Source organism: Propioniciclava sp., from assembly GCF_047602245.1.
GTDB lineage: Bacteria > Actinomycetota > Actinomycetes > Propionibacteriales > Propionibacteriaceae > Propioniciclava.
In genome coordinates this window covers 1,496,546-1,517,810 of the sequence record NZ_JASGHT010000001.1, presented here as the reverse complement: position 1 = coordinate 1,517,810, position 21,265 = coordinate 1,496,546, and the positions used below count along the sequence as shown (strand labels likewise).

Below are 21,265 nucleotides of genomic sequence, written 5' to 3'. Positions count from 1 at the left end.
CGGCTAGGACCAAGAAAAAGTCGTTTTCAGAGGGGTCGGCGACGCCTGAGGCGGCTTGGGCCACGCTGTGGTCGTTATAAGGCATCAAGCTCTCGATGATAACGACCACACCGTGGCCCAACCCCTCGGGAGCGCTGATCAGCGCTCTGAGAACGACCATTTCTTGGTCCTGGCCCTTGCCGACGATATGCCCCGCAGGGAGACGGTGAGGCTGCTCACCACGATCATCGCGATGCCGAGCCACTCGTGGGCGCCGAGCGCCTGGTGCAGGAGGAGCCACCCCGCCAGCGCGGCCCAGGCCGGGTTGATGCTGGTAAAGATGCCGAACATGGCGGCGGGGACGCGGCGCAGCGCGAGCAGGTCGGCGACGTAGGGGACGATCGAGGACAGCAGCCCGCAGGCGGCCGCGAGCAGCAGCGCCGTCGCCGTCGGCGGATGGGTCGCGAACCAGACCACGGCGACCGGCAGCCAGAGCACCGCGGTGACCGCGCTGGCCAGCGCGGTTCCGTGCAGTCCCGGCAGGCGCACGCCGAGGATCCGGTTGAGCAGGATGTAGCAGCCCCACGCCACCGCGGCCGTCAGCGCGAGCGCGATGCCGGGCAGATCGGTGGCCGGTCCCGGATTGGTCAGCACCAGGACGCCGGCGCCGGCCAGGATCGCGCACACCGCATCGATCGCGCGGCGCGACCCGGCGATGGCGACCGTCAGTGGGCCGAGGAACTCCAGCGTGACCGCGAGCCCGAGCCCGATGCGCTCGACCGCCATATAGAGGGTCAGGTTCATCACGCTGAACACGGCGGCCAGCCCGAGTACCGGCAGCCACTGATCCCGCCGCAGCCCGCGCACGCGCGGGCGCACGGACGGGACGAGGGCCAGCGCGGTGGCGAACTGCCGCACCGCCACGACTCCCACCGGTCCGATCGCGGGAAACGCCATCGCCCCGATCGCCGCGCCCGCCTGGTTGGACGCCGAACTGGCCAGCATCATGACGATCCCGGCCGCACGGCGTCCGGTCGTGCCGCCGCGCCCGTCGCCGTGCGCCCCTGTCTGGTTCATTCCCACGAGGTCACGGTAGGAGCGCGTGTTGCCTTTCACCTAGTGCATATTTCGTCTTTGCCATACGGTTTGATTATGGATTGGACGCTGCGTGAGCTGAGGGTGTTCGTCGTCGCCGCGGAGACCGGATCGTTCACCGACGCCGCGCTCGAACTGGGGGTGTCGCAGGCGTCCGTGTCGCGCACCATCGCCGGCCTGGAACGAACGGTCGGCGACCGGCTGCTGCGCCGGATTCCGCGCGGCTGCGAACCGACCGGTCTGGGGCAGCAGGTGCTGCCGCATGCCCGGCGGCTGCTCGCGGAGGCCGACGGTTTCGAGCGGTTCCTGCGGACGCGGCACGGCCGGCTCCGGCTCGGCTACGCGTGGGCGGCGCTCGGCCGGCACACGATCCCGCTGCAACGGGTGTGGGCGCGCGAGCATGAGGCGATCGAGCTGGAACTCGTCCGGCACAACTCGCCGACCGCGGGCCTGGCTGAAGGGTTGTGTGACGTCGCGATCGTGCGCAGGCCCGTCGACGAGCGCCGGTTCGAGTCCGCGATCGTCGGGCTAGAGCGACGGCTGGTTGCCTTCCCCGCCGACGACGCGCAGTGGGCCCGCCGCCGCCAGATCGGCATGGCCGAGATCGCCGAACGCACCGTGGTGATCGACCCGCGAGTCGGCAACACCACCGAAGACCTCTGGCGTAGTTCGGGCCGGGTGCCCCGGTTCGTGGAGTCCAGCGACGTGGACGGCTGGCTCGACGCCATCGCCGCCGGACGCGGCGTCGGCACGACCGCCGCGGCCACCGCCGACCACCATTCCCGCCTCGGGATCAGCTACCGGCCGGTCAAGGACGGCCCGCGCATCCCGGTGCGGCTGGTCTGGTGGCGCGATGCGCCCCCGGTCGGGTTGGCGCCGCTCATCGACGCGGTGACCGGTCTCTACGCCGAGCGGATCAGGCGAGCTTGAGCGTGGTCAGGCAGGTGGCGTCGTCGTTGGCCTGCGACGAGAACGGGACCGTTCCCGACTTGCCGTCGGACTCGACCGTGACCGTTCCGGTGATGCCCTGCGGCAGCCAGAAGGCGACGAAGCCGTTGGTGTAGGTGGTGGCGTCCTGGTCGATGAGGACCTTGCCGGAGGCGTCCTTGATCAGCACGTGCACGGGCTTGCTCACCAGCTCGCCCTGGCAGGTGGCCAGGCTGTGGAAGTGGCACTCGTGGGTGCGGTTCACGAACGGCGCGATCGACAGGTAGAAGGAGTTGTCGCCTTCGATGGGCAGGGCGGCCTCGGTGGTGCCGTCGCCGATCAGCAGGTGATCGGGGCGTACGGACGCCTTCATCTGCAGCGGGCGCGGGGTGGTGTCCTGGTCGAGCTTCTCGACGATCTGCCGCGGGGTGAGGTTCTCGAGGCCGAGCTTGGCCAGCATGGCGGCGGCCGCCGTCGCCTGGTCCGCCGGCTGTGACGCGGCCGGTGCTTGCGGGGTCTGCTGCGGCGCCGGGGTACATCCCGCCACCGCGATCAGGGCTGCGGCGGCGAGAGCGGCAAGGGGGGTGCGACGCATGGGAATACTCCTGGAGGGTATCGACAACTACGTTCCGTAGTATGTCATGCCCGTTCAAACCTGTCTGGTCTCGCGCTGCGATCGCACTCCGGGCCGGGATGGGTGGGGGCTCCCGCACCGAGACCGGCGCCCTCCCGGCGCACTACGCTGGGGCGCCATGGCTGAGGATCTGTTCGCGGACGCCGCGCGCGTGCTGTTCGTGCATGCCCATCCCGACGACGAGACGCTGGCGACCGGCGGGCTGATCGCCCACCTGACCAGTCGGGGAGTCGAGGTGGCCGTGCTCACCGCGACCCGCGGCGAGCAGGGTGAAGTGCCTCCGGGACCGCTCGCCGCGCTGCAGGGGACCCCCGAGTTGGCCGTCCACCGTGAGGGCGAACTGACCCGCGCCTGCGCGGCGCTGGGCGTGACCGCCCGCGCGTTCCTCGGTACGCCGCCCGCCCGCGCCGCGGGACTGAACCAGCGGCGCTACACCGACTCGGGTATGCGCTGGCTGGACGATGCCGAGACGGTCGCGGGCCCGGGTGACTCGGCGACCCCGGACGCCCTCAGCCTCGCCGCCCCCGGCGAGATCGCCGCAGACATCGCCGCCTACGCGACCCACCTCGGCGCGACCACGATCGTCAGCTACGACGCCCACGGCGGCTATGGGCACCCCGACCACGTCGCGTTGCACGCGCCGAGCCGGACGGCGGCGTCCGTGCTGGGGGTGCCGTTTCTCGAGGTGGCGTCGGTGACCGACTCACCCGGCCAGCGCATCGCTACCCCTGAGCTCCTCGATCAGATCAAGGACGCGCTGAGCAGCTACGCCAGCCAACTCGCCGTCGAGGGTGACGAGGTCGTCCATGTCGGCGGCCAGCGTCAGCCCATCCAGACCGAGTTCACCGTCCGCTCAGCGGGCTAACTGGTCGCGCAGCACGTCCAAGGGTAGGGAACCGAGGTTGAGCGCCCGGGAGTGGAAGTCCTTCAGCGAGAACTCCTCACCGCGTGCCCGGGCGGCCGACGCGGCGGCGGCGCGGATGTCCTCCCACAGCCGCTGGCCGACCTTGTAGCTGGGCGCCTGCCCGGGCCAGCCCAGGTAGCGGTTCAGTTCGAAGCGCAGGAAACCGTCGTCCATGTTGACGTTGTCCTTCATCAACGCCCAGGCCTTGTTGTGGTCCCACACCCCGCCGCCGTAGCGGCCGAACGCCGGCTTGCCGAGGTGGACGCCCAGATCGAGCACCACGCGGGTGGCGCGCAGGCGCTGGGCGTCCAGCATGCCGAAACGGTCGCCGGCGTCGTCGAGGAACCCGAACTCCTCCATCAACCGCTCCGCGTACAGCGCCCAGCCTTCGCCATGACCCGACAGCCAGCAGATCTGCCGGCGCCACCAGTTCAACTCGGCGGCGTTGTAGACCGCCTGCCCCAGTTGCAGGTGATGCCCGGGAACGCCCTCGTGATAGACGGTCGTCTTCTCGCGCCAGGTGTTGAAGGTGGTCACGCCCGCGGGCACGCTCCACCACATCCGGCCCGGGCGCGAGAAGTCGTCGGTCGGCCCGGTGTAGTAGATGCCGCCCGACTGGGTGGGCGCGATCATGCATTCGATGGTGCGCAGCGGTTCGGCGATGTCGAAGTGGACCCCGTCCAGCGCCGCGATCGCCTCGTCGGCGGTGGCCTGCATCCACTCCCGGAGCGCGCCGGTGCCGTGCAGCGTGCGGGACGGATCGGCGTCCAGGGCGGCGACGGCGTCCGCGACGCTCGCGCCCGGGCCGGCGATCGTGGCGGCGAGGGCCTCTTGTTCGGCGGTGATCCGGGCCAGTTCCTCGATCCCCCAGGCGTAGGTCTCATCGAGGTCGATCCTCGCGCCCACGAACAGGCGCGAGGCACGCGCGTAGCGCTCGCGACCCACGGCGTCCGGCGCGGGGGCGTGCGGGGCCAGTTCGTCGCGCAGGAACCGGGCCAGGCCGGCGTAGGCCGCGCGTGCGTCGCTAACACCGCGGGCCAGGTCGGCCTCGAGTGCCGCGGAGGGCGCGGCGCCGTCCGGGCGGGCGGAGGCCGCGAAGGTCACGAAGAACGAGGAATCGTCGGCGAGCTCCTGGGCCTCGGCGATGCCCAGTTCGACCTGCCGGCGGGCGGGGAAGCGTCCGGCGCACGCGCCCTCGCGCAGGGTCGCGGCGTACTGCCGCATCGCGGCCGGGGCCGCCGACATGCGCGCGGCGATCGCCGCCCAATGGTCGGCGGTGCTGTGCGGCATCAGGTCGAAGCCGTTGCGCACCTGCTGCAGCGGTGAGGCGATGTTGTTCAGGTCGGTCAGGTGGTCGCCGGCCTCGAAGCTCTCCAGTTCGAGTCCCAGCCGGTCGCGCATCGCGGCGACGGTGACCTCGTCGATCGCGTCCTGGGGAACCGCGGCGGCGAGCGCATCCAGGGTGCGCCGGTTGAGGTCCGCGTGGGCGGCGTGGGCGTCCGGGGACAGATCGTCGAGCAGATGGTCGCTGCCCGGCACACCGAGCGCGGTGGCCAGCAGCGGGCTGGCCTGCACCAGGTGCTGGGTGTGCTGGTCGGCGATGTGGTCGATCGGCGTGGCTGCTCTCACCCGACCGAAGGTAGCGCACGAACCCGCGAGACCTCCGGGCGCACCGGTGGTCGATTTCTATGTCCAGATTCACCCGCCGTCGCGTTTGCCCTTGTCGTGGACCCTCCCCTCCAAACTGGACATAGAAAACGACCATGCGTGCGCGCAGCCGACCGCCGCGACCTCATCCTGAGCCGCCTCTGTGATGCCCTCACCGAGCGCGCGGGCTCAGCCGGCTGCCGCGATCTCCCCCTGGGGCGCGGCGCCGAGCGCCGGTCCGGTGTCCTTCAGCCGGACTCCGGACTCACCGAGCTCCCAGGCGCCGGTGACCAGGCGGATGGCCGTCTGCGCGGCGGCCTGATAGCTGAGCCCGTCGGGGGGATGGATGTTCGAGATGCAGTTGCGCGCCGAATCCGCCAGCCCGGGGCGGGGCTGGTGGGTCAGGTAGATGCCGAGGCTGTCGGCCACCGAGAGCCCGGGACGCTCGCCGATGATCACCAGCAGGGTCCTCACGCCCAGGGCGGCGCCGATGTGGTCGCCGAGCGCGACCCTGCCCTGCGTCACCAGGACCGGTGGTGCCACGGTGTAGCGGTCGCCGATCTCCTCCCGCAGCGCCCGCACCAGCGCCGCGCCGTGGTCGGCCAGCGCCCGCGAGGACAGGCCGTCCATCACCACGATCCCCAGATCGGCGTGCGCGGGACGCAGCGCGTCCAGCGGCCCGGGCAGACGGCCGAGATCGGGGCGCCGCACGTACTCCTCGCGGGTCGCCGCCCGGCTGGTCACATGCACCGGTTCACCCAGGCCGGTCTCGGCCAAGGAATCCAGCAGTGTGCCGACATCCAGCGGGGTGTGAACCGCGTCCCGGGCGAGCGCGTGCGCGCCGCGGAACTCCAGGACCTGCCGGGTCGGCAGTGCGTCGCCGGCGTGGCCGAGACCGATCCGTGCCTGGGTGTGCACGCGGAGGCCTGCCCAGAAACCGTCCGATTCCTCGCGTGTCACCGCACTCATGCGCGTCCTCCCACCAGTGCCCGCAGCGGCGAGGCCGCGGCGTCCAACGGCCGGATCAGGCCGTCGGGGCCGGTCATCTGCTGGCGGTGCAGCCAGGCCTCGAACTCGGGCGCGGGGCGCAACCCGAGGGTGCGGCGCGCGTAGAGGGCGTCGTGGAACGACAGGCTCTGGTAGCCGAGCATCACGTCGTCGGCGCCGGGCACCGTGATCACGAACGCGCACCCGGCCGCGCCGAGCAGGGTGAGCAGCACGTCCATGTCGTCGGAGTCGGCGTCGGCGTGGTTGGTGTAGCAGACGTCGACGCCCATCGGCAGGCCGAGCAGTTTGCCGCAGAAATGGTCCTCCAGCCCGGCGCGAATGATCTGGCGGCCGTCGGCGAGATATTCCGGTCCGATGAACCCGACCACCGTGTTGACCAGCAGCGGTTCGCAGGCGCGCGCCACCGCGTACGCGCGCACCTCCAGGGTCTGCTGGTCGACCGGACGCCCGCCGACGCCCAGGTGGGCGCCCGCCGAGAGCGCCGATCCCTGTCCGGTCTCCAGGTACATGACGTGGTCGCCGACGGTGCCGCGGCGCAGCGAGCGCCCGGCCTCCAGGCCCTCGCGCAGCACCGCGAGGTCGACGCCGAAGCCTCGGTTGGCCGCCTCGGTGCCGGCCACCGACTGGAACACCAGGTCCACCGGGGCGCCCGCCTCGATCAGCCCGATCGTGGTGGTCACATGGGTGAGCACGCACGACTGCATCGGGATCTCGTAACGCACCCGGACATCGTCGAGCAGGCGCAGCAGTTCGGCGCAGTTCTGCGGGCTGTCGCTGGCCGGGTTGATGCCGATCACCGCATCGCCCGCGCCGTACATCAGCCCGTCGAGGGTCGCCGCCGCGACGCCGAGCGGATCGTCGGTGGGATGGTTGGGCTGCAACCGGGTCGCGAGCGTTCCCGGCAGCCCGATCGTGGTGCGGAACCCGACGACCACCTGCATTGCCCGGGCGACCGCGATCAGATCCTGGTTGCGCATCAGTTTGCTCACCGCGGCGACCATCTCGGGGGTGAGGCCCGGCGCGACCGCGCGCAACAGCAGAGCGGCGTCCGGCCGGGTGCTCACCTCCAGCAGCCAGTCCCGGAACCCGCCCACGGTGAGCGAGGCGAGCGGCGCGAAGGCCTCCGCATCATGGGTGTCGACGATGAGCTGGGTGACCTCGTCGGTGTCGTAGTCGACCACCGGCTCGTTTAGGAAGGTGCGCAACGGCAGGTCGGCCAGCACCCATTGGGCGGCCACCCGTTCGGCACCCGAGGTCGCCGCGCACCCGGCGAGCTGGTCGCCGGAGCGCTCGGGGGTCGCCTTGGCGAGCAGGTCGACCAGGCCGTCGAAGCGGTAGCTGTGGCCGGCGATCGTCTGATGCCAGATCATCGACGCCTCCCCTAGGACACGTCGTCCGCGGCGGAATCGAGCGCCGCGAACTCCTCGTCGGGGGAGTTCGCCACCAGGTGGTGGCGCGAGTAGAGCGCGAAGTAGGCCAGCAGGGCCAGCAGGACGCCGGCGGTGGCGGACGCCGCGACCGGGTCGACCAGGAAGGTCGCCACCACGGCGGCCACGCCGATCACCAGCGCGATCGAGGTGGTCACCACGCCGCCCGGCGTGCGGTACGGACGCGGCATCTGGGGCGCCTTGACCCGCAGCACGATGTGGCTGGCCATCATCAGCACATAGCTGACCGCCGCGCCGAACACGGCCATGTTGAGCAGCATCGCGCCGCTGCCGGTCAGCGAGAGCGCGAACCCGATCACGCCCGGCACGACCAGTGCCCACACGGGCGCCTTGCGGGAGGTGGTCAGCGAGAGCCAGCGGGGCAGGTAGCCGGCCCGGGACAGCGCGAAGGTCTGCCGCGAGTAGGCGTACATGATCGAGAAGAAGCTCGCCACCAGGCCGGCCAGCCCGATGTAGTTGACCAGGGTGGCCGCCGGTCCGGCGCCGAGGGCCTCGACCAGCGGATTGCCCGAGGCGCCGAGTGCCTGCGCGCCCAGCGCGCCGGTGCCGAGGAACAGCACCAGGGCGCCGGTGATGATGAGCACCACCATCGCGACGATGATGCCGCGCGGCACGTCGCGGGCCGGATTGCGCGCCTCCTCGGCGGCCAGCGGGACGCCTTCCAGCGCCAGGAAGAACCAGATCCCGAACGGCACCGCGGCCCAGATCCCCATCAGCCCGTGCGGCAGGAAGGGGCTCGCGCCGAACGCGGTCGCATCCACCGGAATGTCGAACAGGTTGTTGATGTCGAACAGGCCCACCGCCGCGACGGCGAAGATCACCAGGCCGAGCAGGGCGACCACCGTGATCGCGAACATGGCCTTCAGGGCCTCACCGACCCCGGCCAGATGGACGGCGATGAACAGGGCGTAGACGGCCAGGTAGATCCACCAGCCATCGGTGATGCCGAACAATCCCAGCGATTCGACGTAGCCACCGATGAACGTCGCGATCGCCGCGGGCGCGATCGTGTACTCGATCAGGATCGCCGACCCGGTGATGAACCCGCCCCAGGTGCCCAGCGCCTTGCGGGCGAACGTGTAGCCGCCACCGGCCGCCGGCAGCGCAGAACTCAGCTCGGCCATGCCGAGCACCATCGCCAGGTACATCGTCGCGACGATCAGCGAGGCGATCAGCAGGCCGCCGAAGCCACCCAGTAGGAGTCCGTTGTTCCATCCGGCGTAGTCGCCGGAGATCACGTAGCTCACGCCCAGTCCGGCGAGCAGCACCCAGCCGGCCGTCCCCTTGCGCAGCGAACGTTTGGCGAGATAGTCGTCGGATTCGATCGTCGACCCGTGGGCCGGTTCCTGTAGCAGCGTGTCGCTCATGTCTGAAGAACCTAGGAGCCGAATATTCCGGCGGCGTTGCGTCCGGGTTACTCATCGGGCCCCGGGATGTCAGCATGGGGTCATGACCAAGGTCTGGGCCCACCGCGGCGCGAGCGCCGATGCTCCCGAGAACACCCTGCCCGCATTCGAACTCGCCCTCGAACAGGGCGCCGACGGCTTTGAGCTCGACGTGCAGCTCACCCGCGATGACGAGGTGGTCGTGATCCACGACGAGACGCTCGAACGCTGCACCGACGGCCATGGCTGGGTCGCGGACCACAGCCTGGACGATCTGCGGAAACTCGACGCGAGTGCCGGACGCGACGGCTTCGGCGGCACCCGCATCCCCACTCTGGGCGACGTGTTCGGGCTGGTGCAGGGCACCGAGGCCGTGATCAACGTCGAACTGAAGAACTCCAAGATGGCCTACAAGGGACTCGAGGAACGTGTCCTGGCGGTGATCGCCGAGTACGAGATGACACACCGGGTGGTGCTGTCGTCGTTCAACCACGACTCGTTGCGCTACCTGAGGTCGCTCACCGGCGGCGTCCGTCTCGGCGCGCTGTACGACCAGCCGCTGTGGAAGCCGTGGGCGTACGCGCGGCGCCTCGGCGTCCACGCGCTGCACCCGTCGCTGTCGTCTGCGCGCCGCCGGGTCGTCCGGCACGCCCACGACGAGGGACTGGACGTGAACGTGTGGACGGTCAACGAGGCGTCCGACATCATGCGGATGGTCGAGATCAACGCGGACGCCGTCGTCACCAACCACCCCGCCCTGGCCCGCGAGGTGATCGGTTGAGCCGGCCGCCGCGGTGGGCCCCGGCGTGACCCACCCGGTGCGCGCGGGGCTGCCGCGGAGTACCCTCGCCCGGGTGATCAGCGAGACCAGAGGCATCCGGTGACGGCCAAGGACGCGCTGCGGGGCCTGTTCGCCGACGTGACACCGCTGCGGCATCCGGACTTCCGGCGGCTGTGGACGGCGAACATCGTCACCGTGATCGGCGCGCAGCTGACCGTGGTGGCGGTGCCCGCGCAGATCTACGCGATCACCCAGTCCTCAGGCATGGTGGGGCTCACCGGCCTGTTCGGGCTGGTGCCGCTGATCGTGTTCGGCCTGTGGGGTGGCGCGCTCGCCGACCACATGGACCGCCGTCGCCTGCTCGAGATCACCACCACCGGCCTGGTGGTCACCTCGGGACTGTTCTGGCTGCAGGCCTTTCTGGCTTGGAACAACGTGTGGGTGCTGCTGGGATTGTTCGCCGTCCAGCAGGCGTTTTTCGCGGTGAACCAGCCGACCCGGACGGCGATCCTGCCCAAACTGCTGCCGGCCGAACAACTGCCGGCCGCGAACACGCTCAACATGACCATCATGTCGGCCGGCGCCATCGCCGGGCCGCTGGTCGGTGGGGCACTGATCCCGGTGCTCGGCTATTCCTGGCTGTACCTGCTCGACACGCTCACCCTGTTCGCCACCTTGTACGCGGTCTGGCGGTTGCCGTCGCTGCCGGTCGACCGCGCGCCGGACGCCCGCACGCCCGGTCTGCGCGCGGTGTGGGACGGGCTGGTCTACCTGCGCGGGCATCAGATTCTGCTGATCAGCTTCGTCGTCGACCTGATCGCGATGATCTTCGGCATGCCGCGGGCCCTGTTCCCGCAGATGGCGCACGAATCGTTCGGCGGCCCCGCCGAGGGCGGCCTCGCCTTCGCGCTGCTCTACGCCGCGATGCCCGCCGGCGCGGTGCTCGGCGGCGTCTTCGGCGGCTGGGTGTCGCGGGTGCGGCGGCACGGCAGTGCGGTGCTGTGGTGCGTCGCCGTCTGGGGTGCGGCGATGACGGTGCTCGGTGTGGCCGTCGGCCTCGCGCCGCATGCGCAGCGCGCCATGCTCGGGCTCGTGCTGGGCATGCTGGTGGTCGGCGGCGCGGCCGATATGGCGTCGGCCGCATTCCGGCAGAGCATCCTGCTCGGCGCCACCGACGACGCGGTGCGCGGACGCCTCCAGGGCGTCTTCATCGTCGTGGTCGCGGGCGGCCCGCGGATCGCCGACGTGTTGCACGGTGGTGCCGCCGACCTGGTCGGCACGGCGTCCGCGACCGGGATCGGCGGCGCGCTCGTGGTTCTCGGAATGGTGATCGTCGCGCTCGCTGTTCCGTCGTTCAGGCGCTACCGGGTGTCCTCCGGTCGGTGAACGTCAGACCCGGACGCCGAGGAACCGGCGCAGGGCGTCCGCGCCCTCGACGGTGATCGGGTCGCCGCGGCGGAAGTCCTCGGGAAGCAGTAAGAGTCGCCGCACCGACACGCGCTCCTTGCGCGGGACCGACCAGTCCACGCCGTTGTCGACATAGCCGAGTTTCTCGCTGATCCGCAGCGAGGCCGCGTTGTCGAGCACCGCCGAGGAGGTGATGAACTCGAAATCGAGTTCGTCGAACAGGAACGCGCACATCGCCTGGCGCATCGCCGTGCCGATGCCGCGGCCGTGGAAGCGGCGTCCGAGCCACGAGCCGGTCTCGCCGTAGCGGACGGTCGGGAAGTCGCGAGTGGCGACGCTCTGCACGCCCACCACCTCGCCGTCCCACAGCACGCACAGGTTCAGGTTCCACGCCTCGGGCGTCCAGGTCGCCAATTCGCGCCACCACCACTGCAGATAGTTGCGCGGGATCTCCTCGCGCGAGGCGTCCGTCCACGGGAAGGAGAACGGCATCTGCGCGGGGTCATGGACGCCGTCACGCACGACATCGATGAGCGCCAGCACCTCGTCGGTGCCGATGCCGCGCAATTCGAGCCGACCGGATGCGACCCGGACGCCGAGAGGCGGAAAATAGTGGGCGAGGCGCGGGTCCATGACCCGATAGTACGGTGTGCGCGACGGCTGCCCAGGAGGTCCGATGATCACGATGCTCGACCAGCTCACCCCCGCCACCCGCGCGGTGGCCCAGGCCTGGCTGGACTCGTCCGTCGCCGCCGCGCAGACCGGCGCACCCGAGGCCGTCCGCGCGGCGCTCACCCGCGCGCTGTGCGAGGCGCTGGACGCCGACACCTCGCCCGAGGAGTTCGCCGACGTGATCGCGCGGATCGACATCGACGCTGAGGACGCCGAGCAGGGTGCCCTCGCGGCGCCCGCCGAGGAGGCATTCGTGTTGGCCGCCGGTTACCCCGCGCTGGTGTTGGCCGCAGTCGTCGCCCATTACGCGGTGCGCGGACGCGCCCTGGCCGACCCGCTGCCCAGCGCGTGGGGTTCGGACGGATGCCCGGTGCGCTGGGTGAGTAAGGGGGAGGCGGTCCTCACCGACATCGGGATCACCCTCGCCGCCTCGGCGCTCGCCACCGCCGCCGCCACCTCGCGCCGCCGCCTTTCCGGGCGGGTATGCGCGATGGCCGCGGCGTCCGCGGTGTCGACTCTGGTCGGAACGGTGACGGTGCTGCGTCCAGTGCGCCGTACCGGACGGTGGGTGCGTCCCGCGCTGGCGGCCGGTCCCGTCGCGGCGGCCGTCGCGACGCTGATGCTGCTCAGCCTCGCCGGGCGCGCGGCGCAGCCGGCCGACTCCTGAACGGGGGTGCCGAAGTCCGCGATGTCTGCGACGATGGTACGACGAGGAAAGGGGGTCCCCGATGGACGCGCGTGAGGATGACTTCGACGCCGAACTCGCCGACATCGGCGACGACCGGCCGGGTGTCGACGAGGTGGACGGTGACGACTTCACCGCGCTCGGGCTCGACGAGGACACCGACGACGGCGACGACTACGACGACGAGGACGCCGACTATCCCGAGGACGCCCTCGAGGACGAGATCGACCTGGTCGCGGCGCTGTACCGCGAGGACGGCGAACCCGCCGCGATCGCGCTCGACAAGGAGCTGGCCAACGACCTCGACGGCCTGATCGACGAACTGCGCCGGGTGCCCGGCGAGGCCGGCGCGGTCGGCGTGGTCAGCATCGACGGCGACTTCTTCGTCATCGTGCGGGTGCGCGGCCGCAAGGTCGAGGTGCTGTTGTCCGACATCGCCGCCTCGCAGGATTGGCCGATCGCCCGCGACGCCGCCGACTTCCTCGGCCTGGAACTGCCGGGCGAGGACGACGATTCCGAACCCGTGGGGGACTTCGACCTGTTCGCCGACGCCGGTCTGTCGGAGTTGGAGATCGAGGCGATCACCTCCGACGAGGACGCCGATCCGCTCGAGATCCTGGAGACCGTCGTCGAGAAGCTCGGCTTCAGCGACGCCTACGACAAGGTCGCCGCCCAGTTCGACCTGTGAGGTTGTCGCCGTGACGTCCGGCCGCGCGTTCTCGACGCGTCGGGTTCGTGCGACATCGTCGGTGAGGCGCACCCGGTGACCGGCGGCGCTCGGTGGTGGCCCGCGATGCGGCTCGCGCTGGACCAGGCGCGGGCGGCGTTCGCACACGGTGATGTGCCCATCGGTGCGGTGGTGCTGGACGCCGGCGGTGTCGTGCTCGCCCGGGCTGGGAACGAACGCGAACTGACCGGTGACCCGACCGCGCACGCGGAGGTGCTGGCGTTGCGGCGCGCGGCGTCCGCGCGGGCGGCGGAGGACCGGGGATGGTCGTTCGAGGACTGCACCCTCGTCGTCACCTTGGAGCCGTGCGCCATGTGCGCGGGCGCCCTGGTCAACGCCCGGATCGGACGCCTCGTCTTCGGCGCCTTCGATGCCAAGGCCGGCGCGGTGGCGTCCGTGTTCGACATCGTCCGCGACCCGCGCCTCAACCACCGCGTCGAGGTGATCGCCGGTGTCGAAGCGGACGCCTGCGCGGCACTGCTGCGTGAGTTCTTCGCCGGACACCGCTGACCCGCACGCCCACGGCCGGACCGCTCAGGCGTCCGCGTGCCAACCGAGGGTGTGCAGGCCGAGTTCGTCCAGCGTCGGCACCCACGGCTCGACGTCGAGGCGCATGCCGGCCTGCTCCGGCGTCCGGTCCGCCTTCTTGCCGTTGCAGGGCTGGCAAGCCGCGACGCAGTTCAGCCAGGTCGAACGTCCGCCGTGAGCCTTCGGCAGGACGTGGTCGATCGTGGTGCCGGTCTTGCCGCAGTAGGCGCAGCGGTACCGGTCGCGCTTGAGCACGTTCTGCTTGGAGAACATCACCCGGCGGGTGCTGCGGTACACCAGCAGGGTGGCGACCTCGTTGACCAGCTCGACCGCGGTCACCCGGCGGTAGGGGCCGATGAACTGGCCGTCCAGCCACTCCAGTTCGCGGGCGACGCCGCGGAACAGCATGCCGATCGCATGCTTCAGCGGCACCCGGCGCAACGCGTAGCGGGCGCGCTCCCCAGGCCGGACGCGGCCGGCGCCGGTGTTGTAGACGATCACGTGTGCGGTCACGGCCGCGTCCTCCTTTCTTGCTCATCTTGCTCATCGGTGTCGCCCGCGGGCTCAGCCCTTGACGCAGAGCAGCGTCTCCAGGCGGGTGACGACCTCGATCAGGTCCGCCTGGTTGGCGATGACCTGGGCGAGATCCTTGTAGGCGCCGGGCGCCTCGTCGATCACGCCGGCGTCCTTGCGGCACTCGACTCCCCGGGTCTGGGCGGCCAGGTCGTCGAGGGTGAAGGTGCGCCGGGCGGCGCCACGGCTCATCCTCCGTCCGGCACCATGGGACGCCGAGCAGTAGGACGCCTCGTTGCCGAGTCCGCGCACGATGTACGACCCGGTGCCCATCGACCCCGGGATGACGCCGAGCGCGCCCGCGCCGGCGAAGATCGCGCCCTTGCGGGTGATCGTCAGCGGCACACCGTCGTAGGTCTCTTCGGAGACATAGTTGTGGTGGCACTCCACCGGCTTGTCGAAGGCGATGCCCGCGAAGGTCTCGCGCAGCACCGTCATCACCGACTCGAGCATGACCCGCCGGTTGAGCAGGGCGTAGTCCTGTGCCCAGTACAGGTCGTGCAGGTAGTCGGCCATCAGCTCGGTGCCCGCCAGGAACACCGCCAGGTCGGGATCGGCCAGCTGCCGGTTGTGGTCGAGCCCCTTCGCCTTCTTGATGTGCCGCTCGGCGAGCTCCTTGCCGATATTGCGCGAGCCCGAATGCAGGGTCACCCACAGCCGGCCCTCGGCGTCCGCACACAACTCGATGAAGTGGTTGCCGCTGCCCAGCGAACCGCACTGGGCGACCGCCCGCGACTCGCGCGCCGACATGTCGACGCGCAGATCGTTGAAGGTGCCCTGGGCCCCGAACATCACCTGGAACTGCCGCTTGAGCGCCTCGTTGCGGCGCGTCGCGGGTGCCTGGTGGTCGTGGCCGCGGAACCCGACCGGGACGACGTCCTCGATATGCTGGCGGAGGTGGCCCAGATCGTCGGGCAGGTCGGCCAGCGTGAGGGACGTCCTCACTGCCGCCATGCCGCAACCGATGTCGACGCCGACCGCGGACGGCGACACCGCCTGCCGCATTGCGATCACCGAGCCGACCGGCACCCCGTAGCCGCCGTGCACGTCGGGCATGACGCGGACACCGTGCACCCACGGCAGCGTGCTGACATTGCGCAACTGCGACAGCGCCATCTGGTCGACTTCGGCGAGCGGCGCCCACATCAGGACGTCACCGGCCGTGCCGGGGACGCCGACCGGCAGGCCGAGTTCGTTGATCATTTCCTTCTCCTTGTTTGTATTCTCGGGTGGGAGTGGTGCTTGTTTCTGCGCTCTCTTGGTGGTGGAAAAGGGCGCTTGGGTATTCCGCGCCGGCGTGGTGCCGGGCGGTGAATTGCCGCTGTTCGGGCACGCATCATGGTGCCCGGTATGTTGATTCATCGAATCAGCACGGACGGAGGGGCTCGAACCCCCAACCAGCGGTTTTGGAGACCGCGGCTCTTCCTGTTGAGCTACGTCCGTATGACCTGTCCTGAACACGAAAAAGGCCACTCCCAAGCCGTGTGGCTAGCGGAGTGGCCCTGTGTGTGCAGGTTCGATCGACCTACCTCACGTCACTCCTTCGCCTCGGCTCGCCGTCGCTGACGCGCCATGGGGTGCCTTCGATGGGCAGCATGAAGGAAGCGTCATACGAACGCGCCGTGCGCGCCTCGTTCCGCTTCTGCCCGAACATTGCCGCCTCCGGAAGTGATTGATCGGTCGTTCTTTCTTCCACGGTAATGCACGGGAACCGCTGAGTGCAAATTCCGGTTGTTCGTGGCGCCGGTCGAGCCGATAATCGTCCCCGGTTCCGGCGGGTTAGGGTGTGTTCCGGCCAGAGCGGCGCGGCAGCATCGCGTCGCCCGGTTTACGCACCGTCGCCCGGTTTGCACCCAGGGCGACGGTGCGTAAACCGGGCGACCTCGGTGGGGAACCCGGGCCACTGTGTGTACCTCGGGCGACGAAGCCCGCCGCGTGCGCGAGTGAAAGCTAGGTAGAGCTCGCGGTCCCCTTCCTGCCGGTCGAGGCCCCACGTGTGCGCGAGTGAGACGGGCGTCCCCTCACCCAATGAAGGGACGCCGTCCGTGCCGCCGATCGCCGATTGGCGACGGAGGGCGCCTGCTTGCTACCCTTCTCGGCGGTGGCGTGTCCGAGCGGCCTAAGGAGCGCGCCTCGAAAGCGCGTGAAGGGTTACCCCTTCCGTGGGTTCAAATCCCACCGCCACCGCCATGTGAAAGCCCCTGCTCGTCAGGGGCTTTCGCGTCTCTCGGCGCAGATGCCGGTGATGGAGACCGACCCGCTCCGCGAGATGTCGTGATCGTGCCACGCTCCGCGAGGTGCTGCGAACGTGCCACGCTCCGCGAGCCTCCGTACGCGCACGGGTCCGCGTCCGGCAAGCTTCGGAGCGGTTCGCCGAGGAACCCCGCTCCGCGGGAACGCCGGACAGGACGCGACGGGCGACCGCACCCTGACGCTCGCCAACGGACGCCTATGCCGTGATCGCCGTCCCTGAAGCTCGTCGTTTGCCGGCCAGGACGTTCATCGCGACGACGGTGCTGACCAGTGTGATCAGGCTGATCACGTACAGCGGCGCCGCCCATGGCGAGTAGTCGGCTCCGCTGATGCCGTAGGCGTCCGCGAGCGCCATGCCCGGCCCGAAACTGGCCACGAAATATGCGGGTGCGCCCAGGGTCAGGAGCGCCGAGTAGGACAGGATCGCCGACCAGGGGTCTGTGTCGTGGTGGCGCCACGAGCGCACCAGGACGGCCAGCGCGAGGGCGACACCGATCCCCAGCGTGATGAGCACCAACGGGGGCGCCAGCGTCTCTCCCTGGGCGGCGAGACCCGCGTGGATCTGGTCAAGGGACTGTCCTGGCACGGCCGCGAGCGGATTGAGCACCAGGATCTGCACGGCGGCGAAGGCGGCGTAGAGCACCACCAGCGCCGTCCCGGCGAGAGACACGAGCCGAGTGGAACCAAGACGAGACTGCGACATGCACCGAGCGTAGAAGCCCGGTCCTCCCGCGCGGCCTTCGGGAGCCGATGGTGGCCTGAAGTCGTACTCACGCCGCACTTCCGGACGACCCCGGTCCACCTGGTCGGTGCTCCGGCCTTGCCTCAGGCCATCAGGCGGTGCCGCCGGCCGCGAAGTCGGTGATCTCATCGTCGGGGGTCCGGAGACCTCTCGGATAGAGTGGCCGCGATGAAGACCAGTCAGGCCCGTGGTGGCCGCTCCCGGAACGGCGATCTGGTCGTTCCCTGATCCGCGCTCCTCCTGGCATCGATGCGATTCACCAACCATCGATGACCCAAGGAGATCCCATGACCGCACGTTTCAACCACACCATCATCGCCTCACTCGACCCGGCCGTCATGGCTGCGTTCTACCTCGACCTGCTCGAAGCGGACGAGGCCGCCTCGTGGGGCGTGTTCACCAACATCCAGATCGGCGACGGCGTCCTGCTTCAGTTCGCGGCGCCGCCGTTCGAGTTCCCGCCGCAGCATTACGCCTACCTGCTGGACGACGACCACTTCGACCGCGCCTGCGCCACGATCCGGGCTCAGGGACGCGAGCACTGGGCCGACCCGCAGCGGACGCGTCCCGGTGAGATCAACCACGAGCACGACGGACGCGGCGTGTACCTGCTCGACCCGTCCGGCCACTACCTGGAGCTGATCACCCACCCGTACCTCTGAGGGTCCGGACGCCGTCGCCGGCGGGGAGGTAGCTCGGGGCGCCGCCGAGTGAGCTGCTGGCACGCAGGTCATTCCAGTGCGGGATCTTGGTCCGTAGTCGGACCACGATCCCGCACGGAAGCGATCACTCGATGCCGATGTCCGCACTGGCCGGGGGATCAGGTCGCGGTCCCGCCTTGGACGGACTGCACGACGGTGTCCGCGCCATCAATGCAAGATCGTGGTGCGTCTACTCGCCACGTCTCTACATCGACGGCGCTTCTGCGTGACCTGACGCTCGCGCGCACGAGTTGAACCGTTGCCGACGAGATTTCGTGCGTGACGGTGCAACTCGTGCGCGAAGGTGCGTGAGTGGCGGGCCGTGGGGTCAGTTCGCGGTCTCGTGGGTGGTGAGCAAAGCGGCGTCGGCGAAGACGAGCCCCTCGTGGGTGACGACTGCGCAGAGGAGGCGTCCGTCGGCGTCGAAGAACCCGAGATCGGCGGTGCCGAGGGCGGTCGGGGTGATGTGATCGCCGTGCGGGCTCGGCTCGACCGTGAACAACCCGATGTCGGCGAGCAGTGCGAACAGGGACCGCTGCGTGCGGCAGACCAGCACGACGGCTTCCGGTTCGGGGCGTGGGTAGCCGGGGCGGCGTCCGACACCGATGGTGGACGCCGGCGCGAACGGCGCCAGCAGATCGGCCAGCGGCTCCGGTGCGCCCGTGCGGGGGCGGACCACGAACTCGACCGACGCTGTCCGCGGGCGCAATCGGCTGAGTAGCGCGCGCTGGGCGTCCGCGGTGAGGCCCCACTGTTCGGTGAGCCGTGCGGTGTGAGCGTCGTCCATGAGGGCTCCATTTGGCGGTCGTCCGGGATTGGGCTAAAGTATTGCCTCGGTCACCGACCAAGCGCTCGTAGCTTAATGGATAGAGCAGCTGACTACGGATCAGCAGGTTGGGGGTTCGAGTCCCTCCGAGCGCGCAATAGGTCCTGGACGTCAACGCCCAGGACCTTTGCCACATCCTCAAGCTCTGTTAGCTGCCACTGGCGCGCGCCAAACCACTTTCGGCTGACCGTCGCGCTGGTCACGCCAAGCGCCCGCGCAAGATCGCTCTGATTCCACCCTCGCCGCGCAGCGGCCACGCGTACGTTCTCGGCGATTGTCGCCACCAACCCATTCCGGTCGGGTAGGGGAGTAACGGTTGTCATGTTGCCACCGTAGTAAGTCCTCTGCCGTGTCGGCAAACATTCTGCCCACTCATCGGCGTGGCGCGTTGAATTATCTGCCGATTCGGCAAAGTCTCTGCCGTATGACTACTTTGGCGGCTTCGGCCGATGATCCCCGTCCTGTTGACCCTGCTGTTTTGGATCGGCCTGATCCTCGTCGGTGGGCGCAGGCGCATGCCCTGGCGGCGCGTGCGCTGCTGCTTGATGAGCCACCGCCGGACTGGTTGCGGGTGATCGCGGAGGCGGTGACGTCGTTGGCGTTGACCGAGTTGCATCCGCCTCGCCGTCATCCGGTTGGTCCACTTGACGCGCGGATCTCCGCTGCTGTGGCTGACGCGTTGGCGGACCGTGACAAGGCGCGCCGCGAGGGTGTGCGGACGGTCGACCTAGCGCCGCCGGCGGCTGTGCCGGATGTCGACTTGCAGCTGACGCTCTCCGACATCTTGATGGCGACACCGTGGGCGGGCGCTCCGGGGTCGCCGGACTCCAGTAAGCCGCCGTTGATCCTGGCCACGGTTCCGGCTCTCGCTGAGGCGGTCGCCCACGGTCTCGCCCGTCTCGGCTACCGGGTGGTGCGCACCTCATGAGCCTTTTCGATGTCTTGAACGTCGTGGCCGTGGTGCTCGTTGTGGTGTTGGCGTTGCCGGCGCTCGCTGTGGGTGTGGCGGAGCTGTTGGCTTGGTTGTTCGGGCGCGGTGGTCGGCCGTGATCCCGCACGATCAGGTCCGCTATGCCCGCCAGGTGTCCCGGACGGCGACCCGGACGGTGTCCTGTTCGGGCGGCACGGTGTGGTGCACGCAGGTGATCACGCCGCGTCAGTCGTACACGGCGTTGTTGGTCGATGACCGGTTCGTCGGCGTGTGGTGTGTCGAGTGCGCGCGGGTCCTCGGGAGGTCATTGTGACCACGACGACGCCATGTCGTGTGCTGTGGGCGCAGCTGGAGGGCATCGAGTCCTACGGCGTCCTGGACGGCCGCCAGTATCGCGGCGTCCGGGACGTCCTCCGCTGCCTTGTGCATCTCCAGTCTGACCGGGCCGTGGTGATCACGGCCCGGCAGCTCGCTCAGCGGGTCGGGCTCTCGACGAAGTGGACACGTAAGTGCTTGCACGTCCTGGAAGCGTTCCGGCTGATCCGGTGGACACGTGGCCACATCGAGGCCGGACGCCCGCGTCCGGGCTGGATCAAGGTCTACGCCGGCCAGCTCGCCCGCGTCGTCGAGGACGCCCGCCGGCAAGCCCGCACGGCGCGGCGTGAGCACCGCGCGGCGACGGCCCACCGGATCCGCCACACAGTGCGCAACCACACGCTGTGGCCCCGCAAGACGACGCATCGCCCCTTGCCGGATCAAGGGGAACTGAATTCGAGCCTTCCCCTCAGAGAGGGAAAGGAGGACGCCGCCCCACCGGGCCGGCGGCGTCTCCCAGCCGTCGACATACCGCCACGAAAGGAGACCACGGCCATGCAAGTGTGCATCCACGACATCCCAATCCCGCCACCGGGCGAAGTGCACCCGTGTCCCGCTTGCCGCACCATCCTGCGCCGCAACCCAGCACGGACGGCGGCGTCCCTGATCAGGGAAGTCCCCACCGGGAGCACCGAGGTCGCGGCGGCCGGGCTCGCCGCGACACGCGCAGCACTGCGCCGCGCGCGGTTCGAGTCGCCCACCCTGCTGTGAAGACGTGGGGAGGGCTCCGCGCCCGGCGTCTGGTCCAACTCGTGCACGAGACCTTCGGTGACGTGTGTCACCTGTGCCTGCACGCAGCCAGCGACAGCGCCGATCACCTCATCCCGCGCTCACTCGGCGGCCCGGACAGCCTGGCCAACCTCAGGCCTGTGCACCACAAGCCATGCCCCACATGTCGCCGCAGGTGCAACCAGGAGCGAGGCGTCACGCCGCTACCGGCCACGCCATCAGCGTTCACCGACCTCGCGTTTTTCAGCTCGCCGCCAACGACTCTTGCCGGAGTCACTGGACCTCTTTCCCCGGCCCTGACAAAACCC

The 21,265-nt window shown here is 69.9% G+C and carries 24 protein-coding genes and 3 tRNA genes; 14 read left to right on the top strand and 13 right to left on the bottom strand.

Annotation, left to right across the window (positions count from 1 at the left end; all coding sequences use genetic code 11):
- Positions 1 to 138: 138 nt before the first annotated feature.
- Positions 139 to 1,056: an EamA family transporter gene (locus QM708_RS07400; protein ID WP_415106122.1), complete on the bottom strand. Its 918-nt coding sequence runs from the start codon at positions 1,054 to 1,056 to the stop codon at positions 139 to 141.
- 75 nt (positions 1,057 to 1,131) lie between these two features.
- Here QM708_RS07400 and QM708_RS07395 point away from each other — a divergent pair, with 75 nt between their 5' ends.
- On the top strand, positions 1,132 to 2,004 hold the full coding sequence (locus tag QM708_RS07395) for a LysR family transcriptional regulator (protein ID WP_415106119.1): 873 nt from the start codon (positions 1,132 to 1,134) through the stop codon (positions 2,002 to 2,004).
- Here QM708_RS07395 and QM708_RS07390 read toward each other — a convergent pair.
- Positions 1,991 to 2,596, bottom strand: coding sequence for a CueP family metal-binding protein (locus QM708_RS07390; RefSeq protein WP_415106116.1), 606 nt, complete (start codon positions 2,594 to 2,596; stop codon positions 1,991 to 1,993). The two genes, QM708_RS07395 and QM708_RS07390, sit on opposite strands and share 14 nt — an antisense overlap.
- Positions 2,597 to 2,753: 157 nt before the next feature.
- Between QM708_RS07390 and QM708_RS07385 the strand changes: the two genes are divergently transcribed.
- Complete coding sequence (locus tag QM708_RS07385; protein WP_415106113.1) at positions 2,754 to 3,500, top strand: PIG-L family deacetylase; 747 nt, start codon at positions 2,754 to 2,756, stop codon at positions 3,498 to 3,500.
- Here QM708_RS07385 and QM708_RS07380 read toward each other — a convergent pair.
- The 4 genes from QM708_RS07380 to eat form a co-directional block, all read right to left on the bottom strand.
- Positions 3,489 to 5,168: a DUF885 domain-containing protein gene (locus QM708_RS07380; protein ID WP_415106110.1), complete on the bottom strand. Its 1,680-nt coding sequence runs from the start codon at positions 5,166 to 5,168 to the stop codon at positions 3,489 to 3,491. The genes QM708_RS07385 and QM708_RS07380 overlap by 12 nt on opposite strands.
- Positions 5,169 to 5,375: 207 nt before the next feature.
- Complete coding sequence (gene eutC / locus QM708_RS07375) at positions 5,376 to 6,155, bottom strand: ethanolamine ammonia-lyase subunit EutC (RefSeq protein ID WP_415106107.1); 780 nt, start codon at positions 6,153 to 6,155, stop codon at positions 5,376 to 5,378.
- On the bottom strand, positions 6,152 to 7,564 hold the full coding sequence (locus QM708_RS07370; RefSeq protein WP_415106104.1) for an ethanolamine ammonia-lyase subunit EutB: 1,413 nt from the start codon (positions 7,562 to 7,564) through the stop codon (positions 6,152 to 6,154). Before QM708_RS07370 ends, eutC begins: the two co-directional genes overlap by 4 nt.
- Positions 7,565 to 7,575: 11 nt before the next feature.
- The gene (gene eat / locus QM708_RS07365) at positions 7,576 to 9,009 is read right to left on the bottom strand and encodes an ethanolamine permease (RefSeq protein WP_415106101.1); all 1,434 of its coding nucleotides are present in this window, start codon (positions 9,007 to 9,009) and stop codon (positions 7,576 to 7,578) included.
- An 82-nt stretch (positions 9,010 to 9,091) separates the two neighbouring features.
- Here eat and QM708_RS07360 point away from each other — a divergent pair, with 82 nt between their 5' ends.
- Positions 9,092 to 9,808 carry a glycerophosphodiester phosphodiesterase gene (locus tag QM708_RS07360; protein ID WP_415106098.1) on the top strand — a complete coding sequence of 239 codons (717 nt, stop codon included), beginning with the start codon at positions 9,092 to 9,094 and terminating at the stop codon, positions 9,806 to 9,808.
- Between the two features lie 99 nt (positions 9,809 to 9,907).
- Entirely contained in the window at positions 9,908 to 11,194 is a 1,287-nt protein-coding gene (locus QM708_RS07355; protein WP_415106095.1) for an MFS transporter, read from the top strand.
- 3 nt (positions 11,195 to 11,197) lie between these two features.
- On the opposite strand, the gene QM708_RS07350 is transcribed toward QM708_RS07355, so the two are convergent.
- Positions 11,198 to 11,848: a GNAT family N-acetyltransferase gene (locus tag QM708_RS07350; RefSeq protein ID WP_415106092.1), complete on the bottom strand. Its 651-nt coding sequence runs from the start codon at positions 11,846 to 11,848 to the stop codon at positions 11,198 to 11,200.
- A gap of 43 nt (positions 11,849 to 11,891) precedes the next feature.
- On the opposite strand from QM708_RS07350, the gene QM708_RS07345 reads away from it, so the two are divergent.
- The 3 genes from QM708_RS07345 to QM708_RS07335 all read left to right on the top strand — a co-directional run bounded on the left by QM708_RS07345 (position 11,892) and on the right by QM708_RS07335 (position 13,809).
- Complete coding sequence (locus QM708_RS07345; RefSeq protein WP_415106089.1) at positions 11,892 to 12,554, top strand: hypothetical protein; 663 nt, start codon at positions 11,892 to 11,894, stop codon at positions 12,552 to 12,554.
- A gap of 61 nt (positions 12,555 to 12,615) precedes the next feature.
- Positions 12,616 to 13,260 (top strand): tRNA adenosine deaminase-associated protein, encoded by a 645-nt coding sequence (locus tag QM708_RS07340; protein WP_415106086.1) that lies wholly within the window; start codon positions 12,616 to 12,618, stop codon positions 13,258 to 13,260.
- A gap of 105 nt (positions 13,261 to 13,365) precedes the next feature.
- Positions 13,366 to 13,809 (top strand): nucleoside deaminase, encoded by a 444-nt coding sequence (locus QM708_RS07335; RefSeq protein ID WP_415111348.1) that lies wholly within the window; start codon positions 13,366 to 13,368, stop codon positions 13,807 to 13,809.
- A 24-nt stretch (positions 13,810 to 13,833) separates the two neighbouring features.
- Here QM708_RS07335 and QM708_RS07330 read toward each other — a convergent pair whose 3' ends face one another.
- From QM708_RS07330 to QM708_RS07320, 3 genes are all read right to left on the bottom strand, one after another.
- A complete protein-coding gene (locus QM708_RS07330; RefSeq protein ID WP_415106083.1) occupies positions 13,834 to 14,340 on the bottom strand; it encodes an HNH endonuclease in 507 nt (168 codons plus the stop codon).
- 51 nt (positions 14,341 to 14,391) lie between these two features.
- The gene (locus tag QM708_RS07325; protein ID WP_415111345.1) at positions 14,392 to 15,585 is read right to left on the bottom strand and encodes an RtcB family protein; all 1,194 of its coding nucleotides are present in this window, start codon (positions 15,583 to 15,585) and stop codon (positions 14,392 to 14,394) included.
- A gap of 185 nt (positions 15,586 to 15,770) precedes the next feature.
- A tRNA-Trp gene (locus tag QM708_RS07320) sits at positions 15,771 to 15,843 on the bottom strand.
- Between the two features lie 657 nt (positions 15,844 to 16,500).
- Between QM708_RS07320 and QM708_RS07315 the strand changes: the two genes are divergently transcribed.
- A tRNA-Ser gene (locus tag QM708_RS07315) sits at positions 16,501 to 16,590 on the top strand.
- A gap of 259 nt (positions 16,591 to 16,849) precedes the next feature.
- Here QM708_RS07315 and QM708_RS07310 read toward each other — a convergent pair.
- Positions 16,850 to 17,323, bottom strand: a complete 474-nt coding sequence (locus QM708_RS07310; RefSeq protein ID WP_415106080.1) for a hypothetical protein — start codon at positions 17,321 to 17,323, stop codon at positions 16,850 to 16,852.
- 359 nt (positions 17,324 to 17,682) lie between these two features.
- Between QM708_RS07310 and QM708_RS07305 the strand changes: the two genes are divergently transcribed.
- On the top strand, positions 17,683 to 18,057 hold the full coding sequence (locus QM708_RS07305) for a VOC family protein (protein WP_415106077.1): 375 nt from the start codon (positions 17,683 to 17,685) through the stop codon (positions 18,055 to 18,057).
- 367 nt (positions 18,058 to 18,424) lie between these two features.
- Here QM708_RS07305 and QM708_RS07300 read toward each other — a convergent pair whose 3' ends face one another.
- Positions 18,425 to 18,883: a hypothetical protein gene (locus QM708_RS07300; protein WP_415106074.1), complete on the bottom strand. Its 459-nt coding sequence runs from the start codon at positions 18,881 to 18,883 to the stop codon at positions 18,425 to 18,427.
- Positions 18,884 to 18,944: 61 nt separating this feature from the next.
- Between QM708_RS07300 and QM708_RS07295 the strand changes: the two genes are divergently transcribed.
- Positions 18,945 to 19,017 (top strand) — tRNA-Arg (locus tag QM708_RS07295).
- Here the strand turns inward: QM708_RS07295 and QM708_RS07290 are convergent.
- On the bottom strand, positions 18,976 to 19,245 hold the full coding sequence (locus tag QM708_RS07290; protein WP_415111342.1) for a helix-turn-helix domain-containing protein: 270 nt from the start codon (positions 19,243 to 19,245) through the stop codon (positions 18,976 to 18,978). The genes QM708_RS07295 and QM708_RS07290 overlap by 42 nt on opposite strands.
- 344 nt (positions 19,246 to 19,589) lie before the next feature.
- Between QM708_RS07290 and QM708_RS07285 the strand changes: the two genes are divergently transcribed.
- From QM708_RS07285 to QM708_RS07270, 4 genes are read left to right on the top strand one after another with little or no spacing between them, the layout of a single operon-like run.
- Entirely contained in the window at positions 19,590 to 19,850 is a 261-nt protein-coding gene (locus tag QM708_RS07285; protein WP_415106071.1) for a hypothetical protein, read from the top strand.
- On the top strand, positions 19,847 to 19,972 hold the full coding sequence (locus QM708_RS07280; protein WP_415106068.1) for a hypothetical protein: 126 nt from the start codon (positions 19,847 to 19,849) through the stop codon (positions 19,970 to 19,972). The genes QM708_RS07285 and QM708_RS07280 overlap by 4 nt, the downstream gene beginning before the upstream one ends.
- Complete coding sequence (locus tag QM708_RS07275) at positions 19,969 to 20,166, top strand: hypothetical protein (protein ID WP_415106065.1); 198 nt, start codon at positions 19,969 to 19,971, stop codon at positions 20,164 to 20,166. Before QM708_RS07280 ends, QM708_RS07275 begins: the two co-directional genes overlap by 4 nt.
- Complete coding sequence (locus QM708_RS07270) at positions 20,163 to 20,939, top strand: hypothetical protein (protein ID WP_415106062.1); 777 nt, start codon at positions 20,163 to 20,165, stop codon at positions 20,937 to 20,939. Before QM708_RS07275 ends, QM708_RS07270 begins: the two co-directional genes overlap by 4 nt.
- Positions 20,940 to 21,265: the final 326 nt, after the last annotated feature.

What these genes read in the sequence shown, in the direction of transcription:
- QM708_RS07400 (WP_415106122.1), bottom strand. Translation starts at nt 1,056, where the DNA reads ATGAACCAGACAGGGGCGCACGGCGACGGGCGCGGCGGCACGACCGGA.
- QM708_RS07395 (WP_415106119.1), top strand. Translation starts at nt 1,132, where the DNA reads ATGGATTGGACGCTGCGTGAGCTGAGGGTGTTCGTCGTCGCCGCGGAG.
- QM708_RS07390 (WP_415106116.1), bottom strand. Translation starts at nt 2,596, where the DNA reads ATGCGTCGCACCCCCCTTGCCGCTCTCGCCGCCGCAGCCCTGATCGCG.
- QM708_RS07385 (WP_415106113.1), top strand. Translation starts at nt 2,754, where the DNA reads ATGGCTGAGGATCTGTTCGCGGACGCCGCGCGCGTGCTGTTCGTGCAT.
- eutC (WP_415106107.1), bottom strand. Translation starts at nt 6,155, where the DNA reads ATGAGTGCGGTGACACGCGAGGAATCGGACGGTTTCTGGGCAGGCCTC.
- QM708_RS07370 (WP_415106104.1), bottom strand. Translation starts at nt 7,564, where the DNA reads ATGATCTGGCATCAGACGATCGCCGGCCACAGCTACCGCTTCGACGGC.
- eat (WP_415106101.1), bottom strand. Translation starts at nt 9,009, where the DNA reads ATGAGCGACACGCTGCTACAGGAACCGGCCCACGGGTCGACGATCGAA.
- QM708_RS07360 (WP_415106098.1), top strand. Translation starts at nt 9,092, where the DNA reads ATGACCAAGGTCTGGGCCCACCGCGGCGCGAGCGCCGATGCTCCCGAG.
- QM708_RS07350 (WP_415106092.1), bottom strand. Translation starts at nt 11,848, where the DNA reads ATGGACCCGCGCCTCGCCCACTATTTTCCGCCTCTCGGCGTCCGGGTC.
- QM708_RS07345 (WP_415106089.1), top strand. Translation starts at nt 11,892, where the DNA reads ATGATCACGATGCTCGACCAGCTCACCCCCGCCACCCGCGCGGTGGCC.
- QM708_RS07340 (WP_415106086.1), top strand. Translation starts at nt 12,616, where the DNA reads ATGGACGCGCGTGAGGATGACTTCGACGCCGAACTCGCCGACATCGGC.
- QM708_RS07335 (WP_415111348.1), top strand. Translation starts at nt 13,366, where the DNA reads ATGCGGCTCGCGCTGGACCAGGCGCGGGCGGCGTTCGCACACGGTGAT.
- QM708_RS07305 (WP_415106077.1), top strand. Translation starts at nt 17,683, where the DNA reads ATGACCGCACGTTTCAACCACACCATCATCGCCTCACTCGACCCGGCC.
- QM708_RS07300 (WP_415106074.1), bottom strand. Translation starts at nt 18,883, where the DNA reads ATGGACGACGCTCACACCGCACGGCTCACCGAACAGTGGGGCCTCACC.
- QM708_RS07290 (WP_415111342.1), bottom strand. Translation starts at nt 19,245, where the DNA reads ATGACAACCGTTACTCCCCTACCCGACCGGAATGGGTTGGTGGCGACA.
- QM708_RS07280 (WP_415106068.1), top strand. Translation starts at nt 19,847, where the DNA reads ATGAGCCTTTTCGATGTCTTGAACGTCGTGGCCGTGGTGCTCGTTGTG.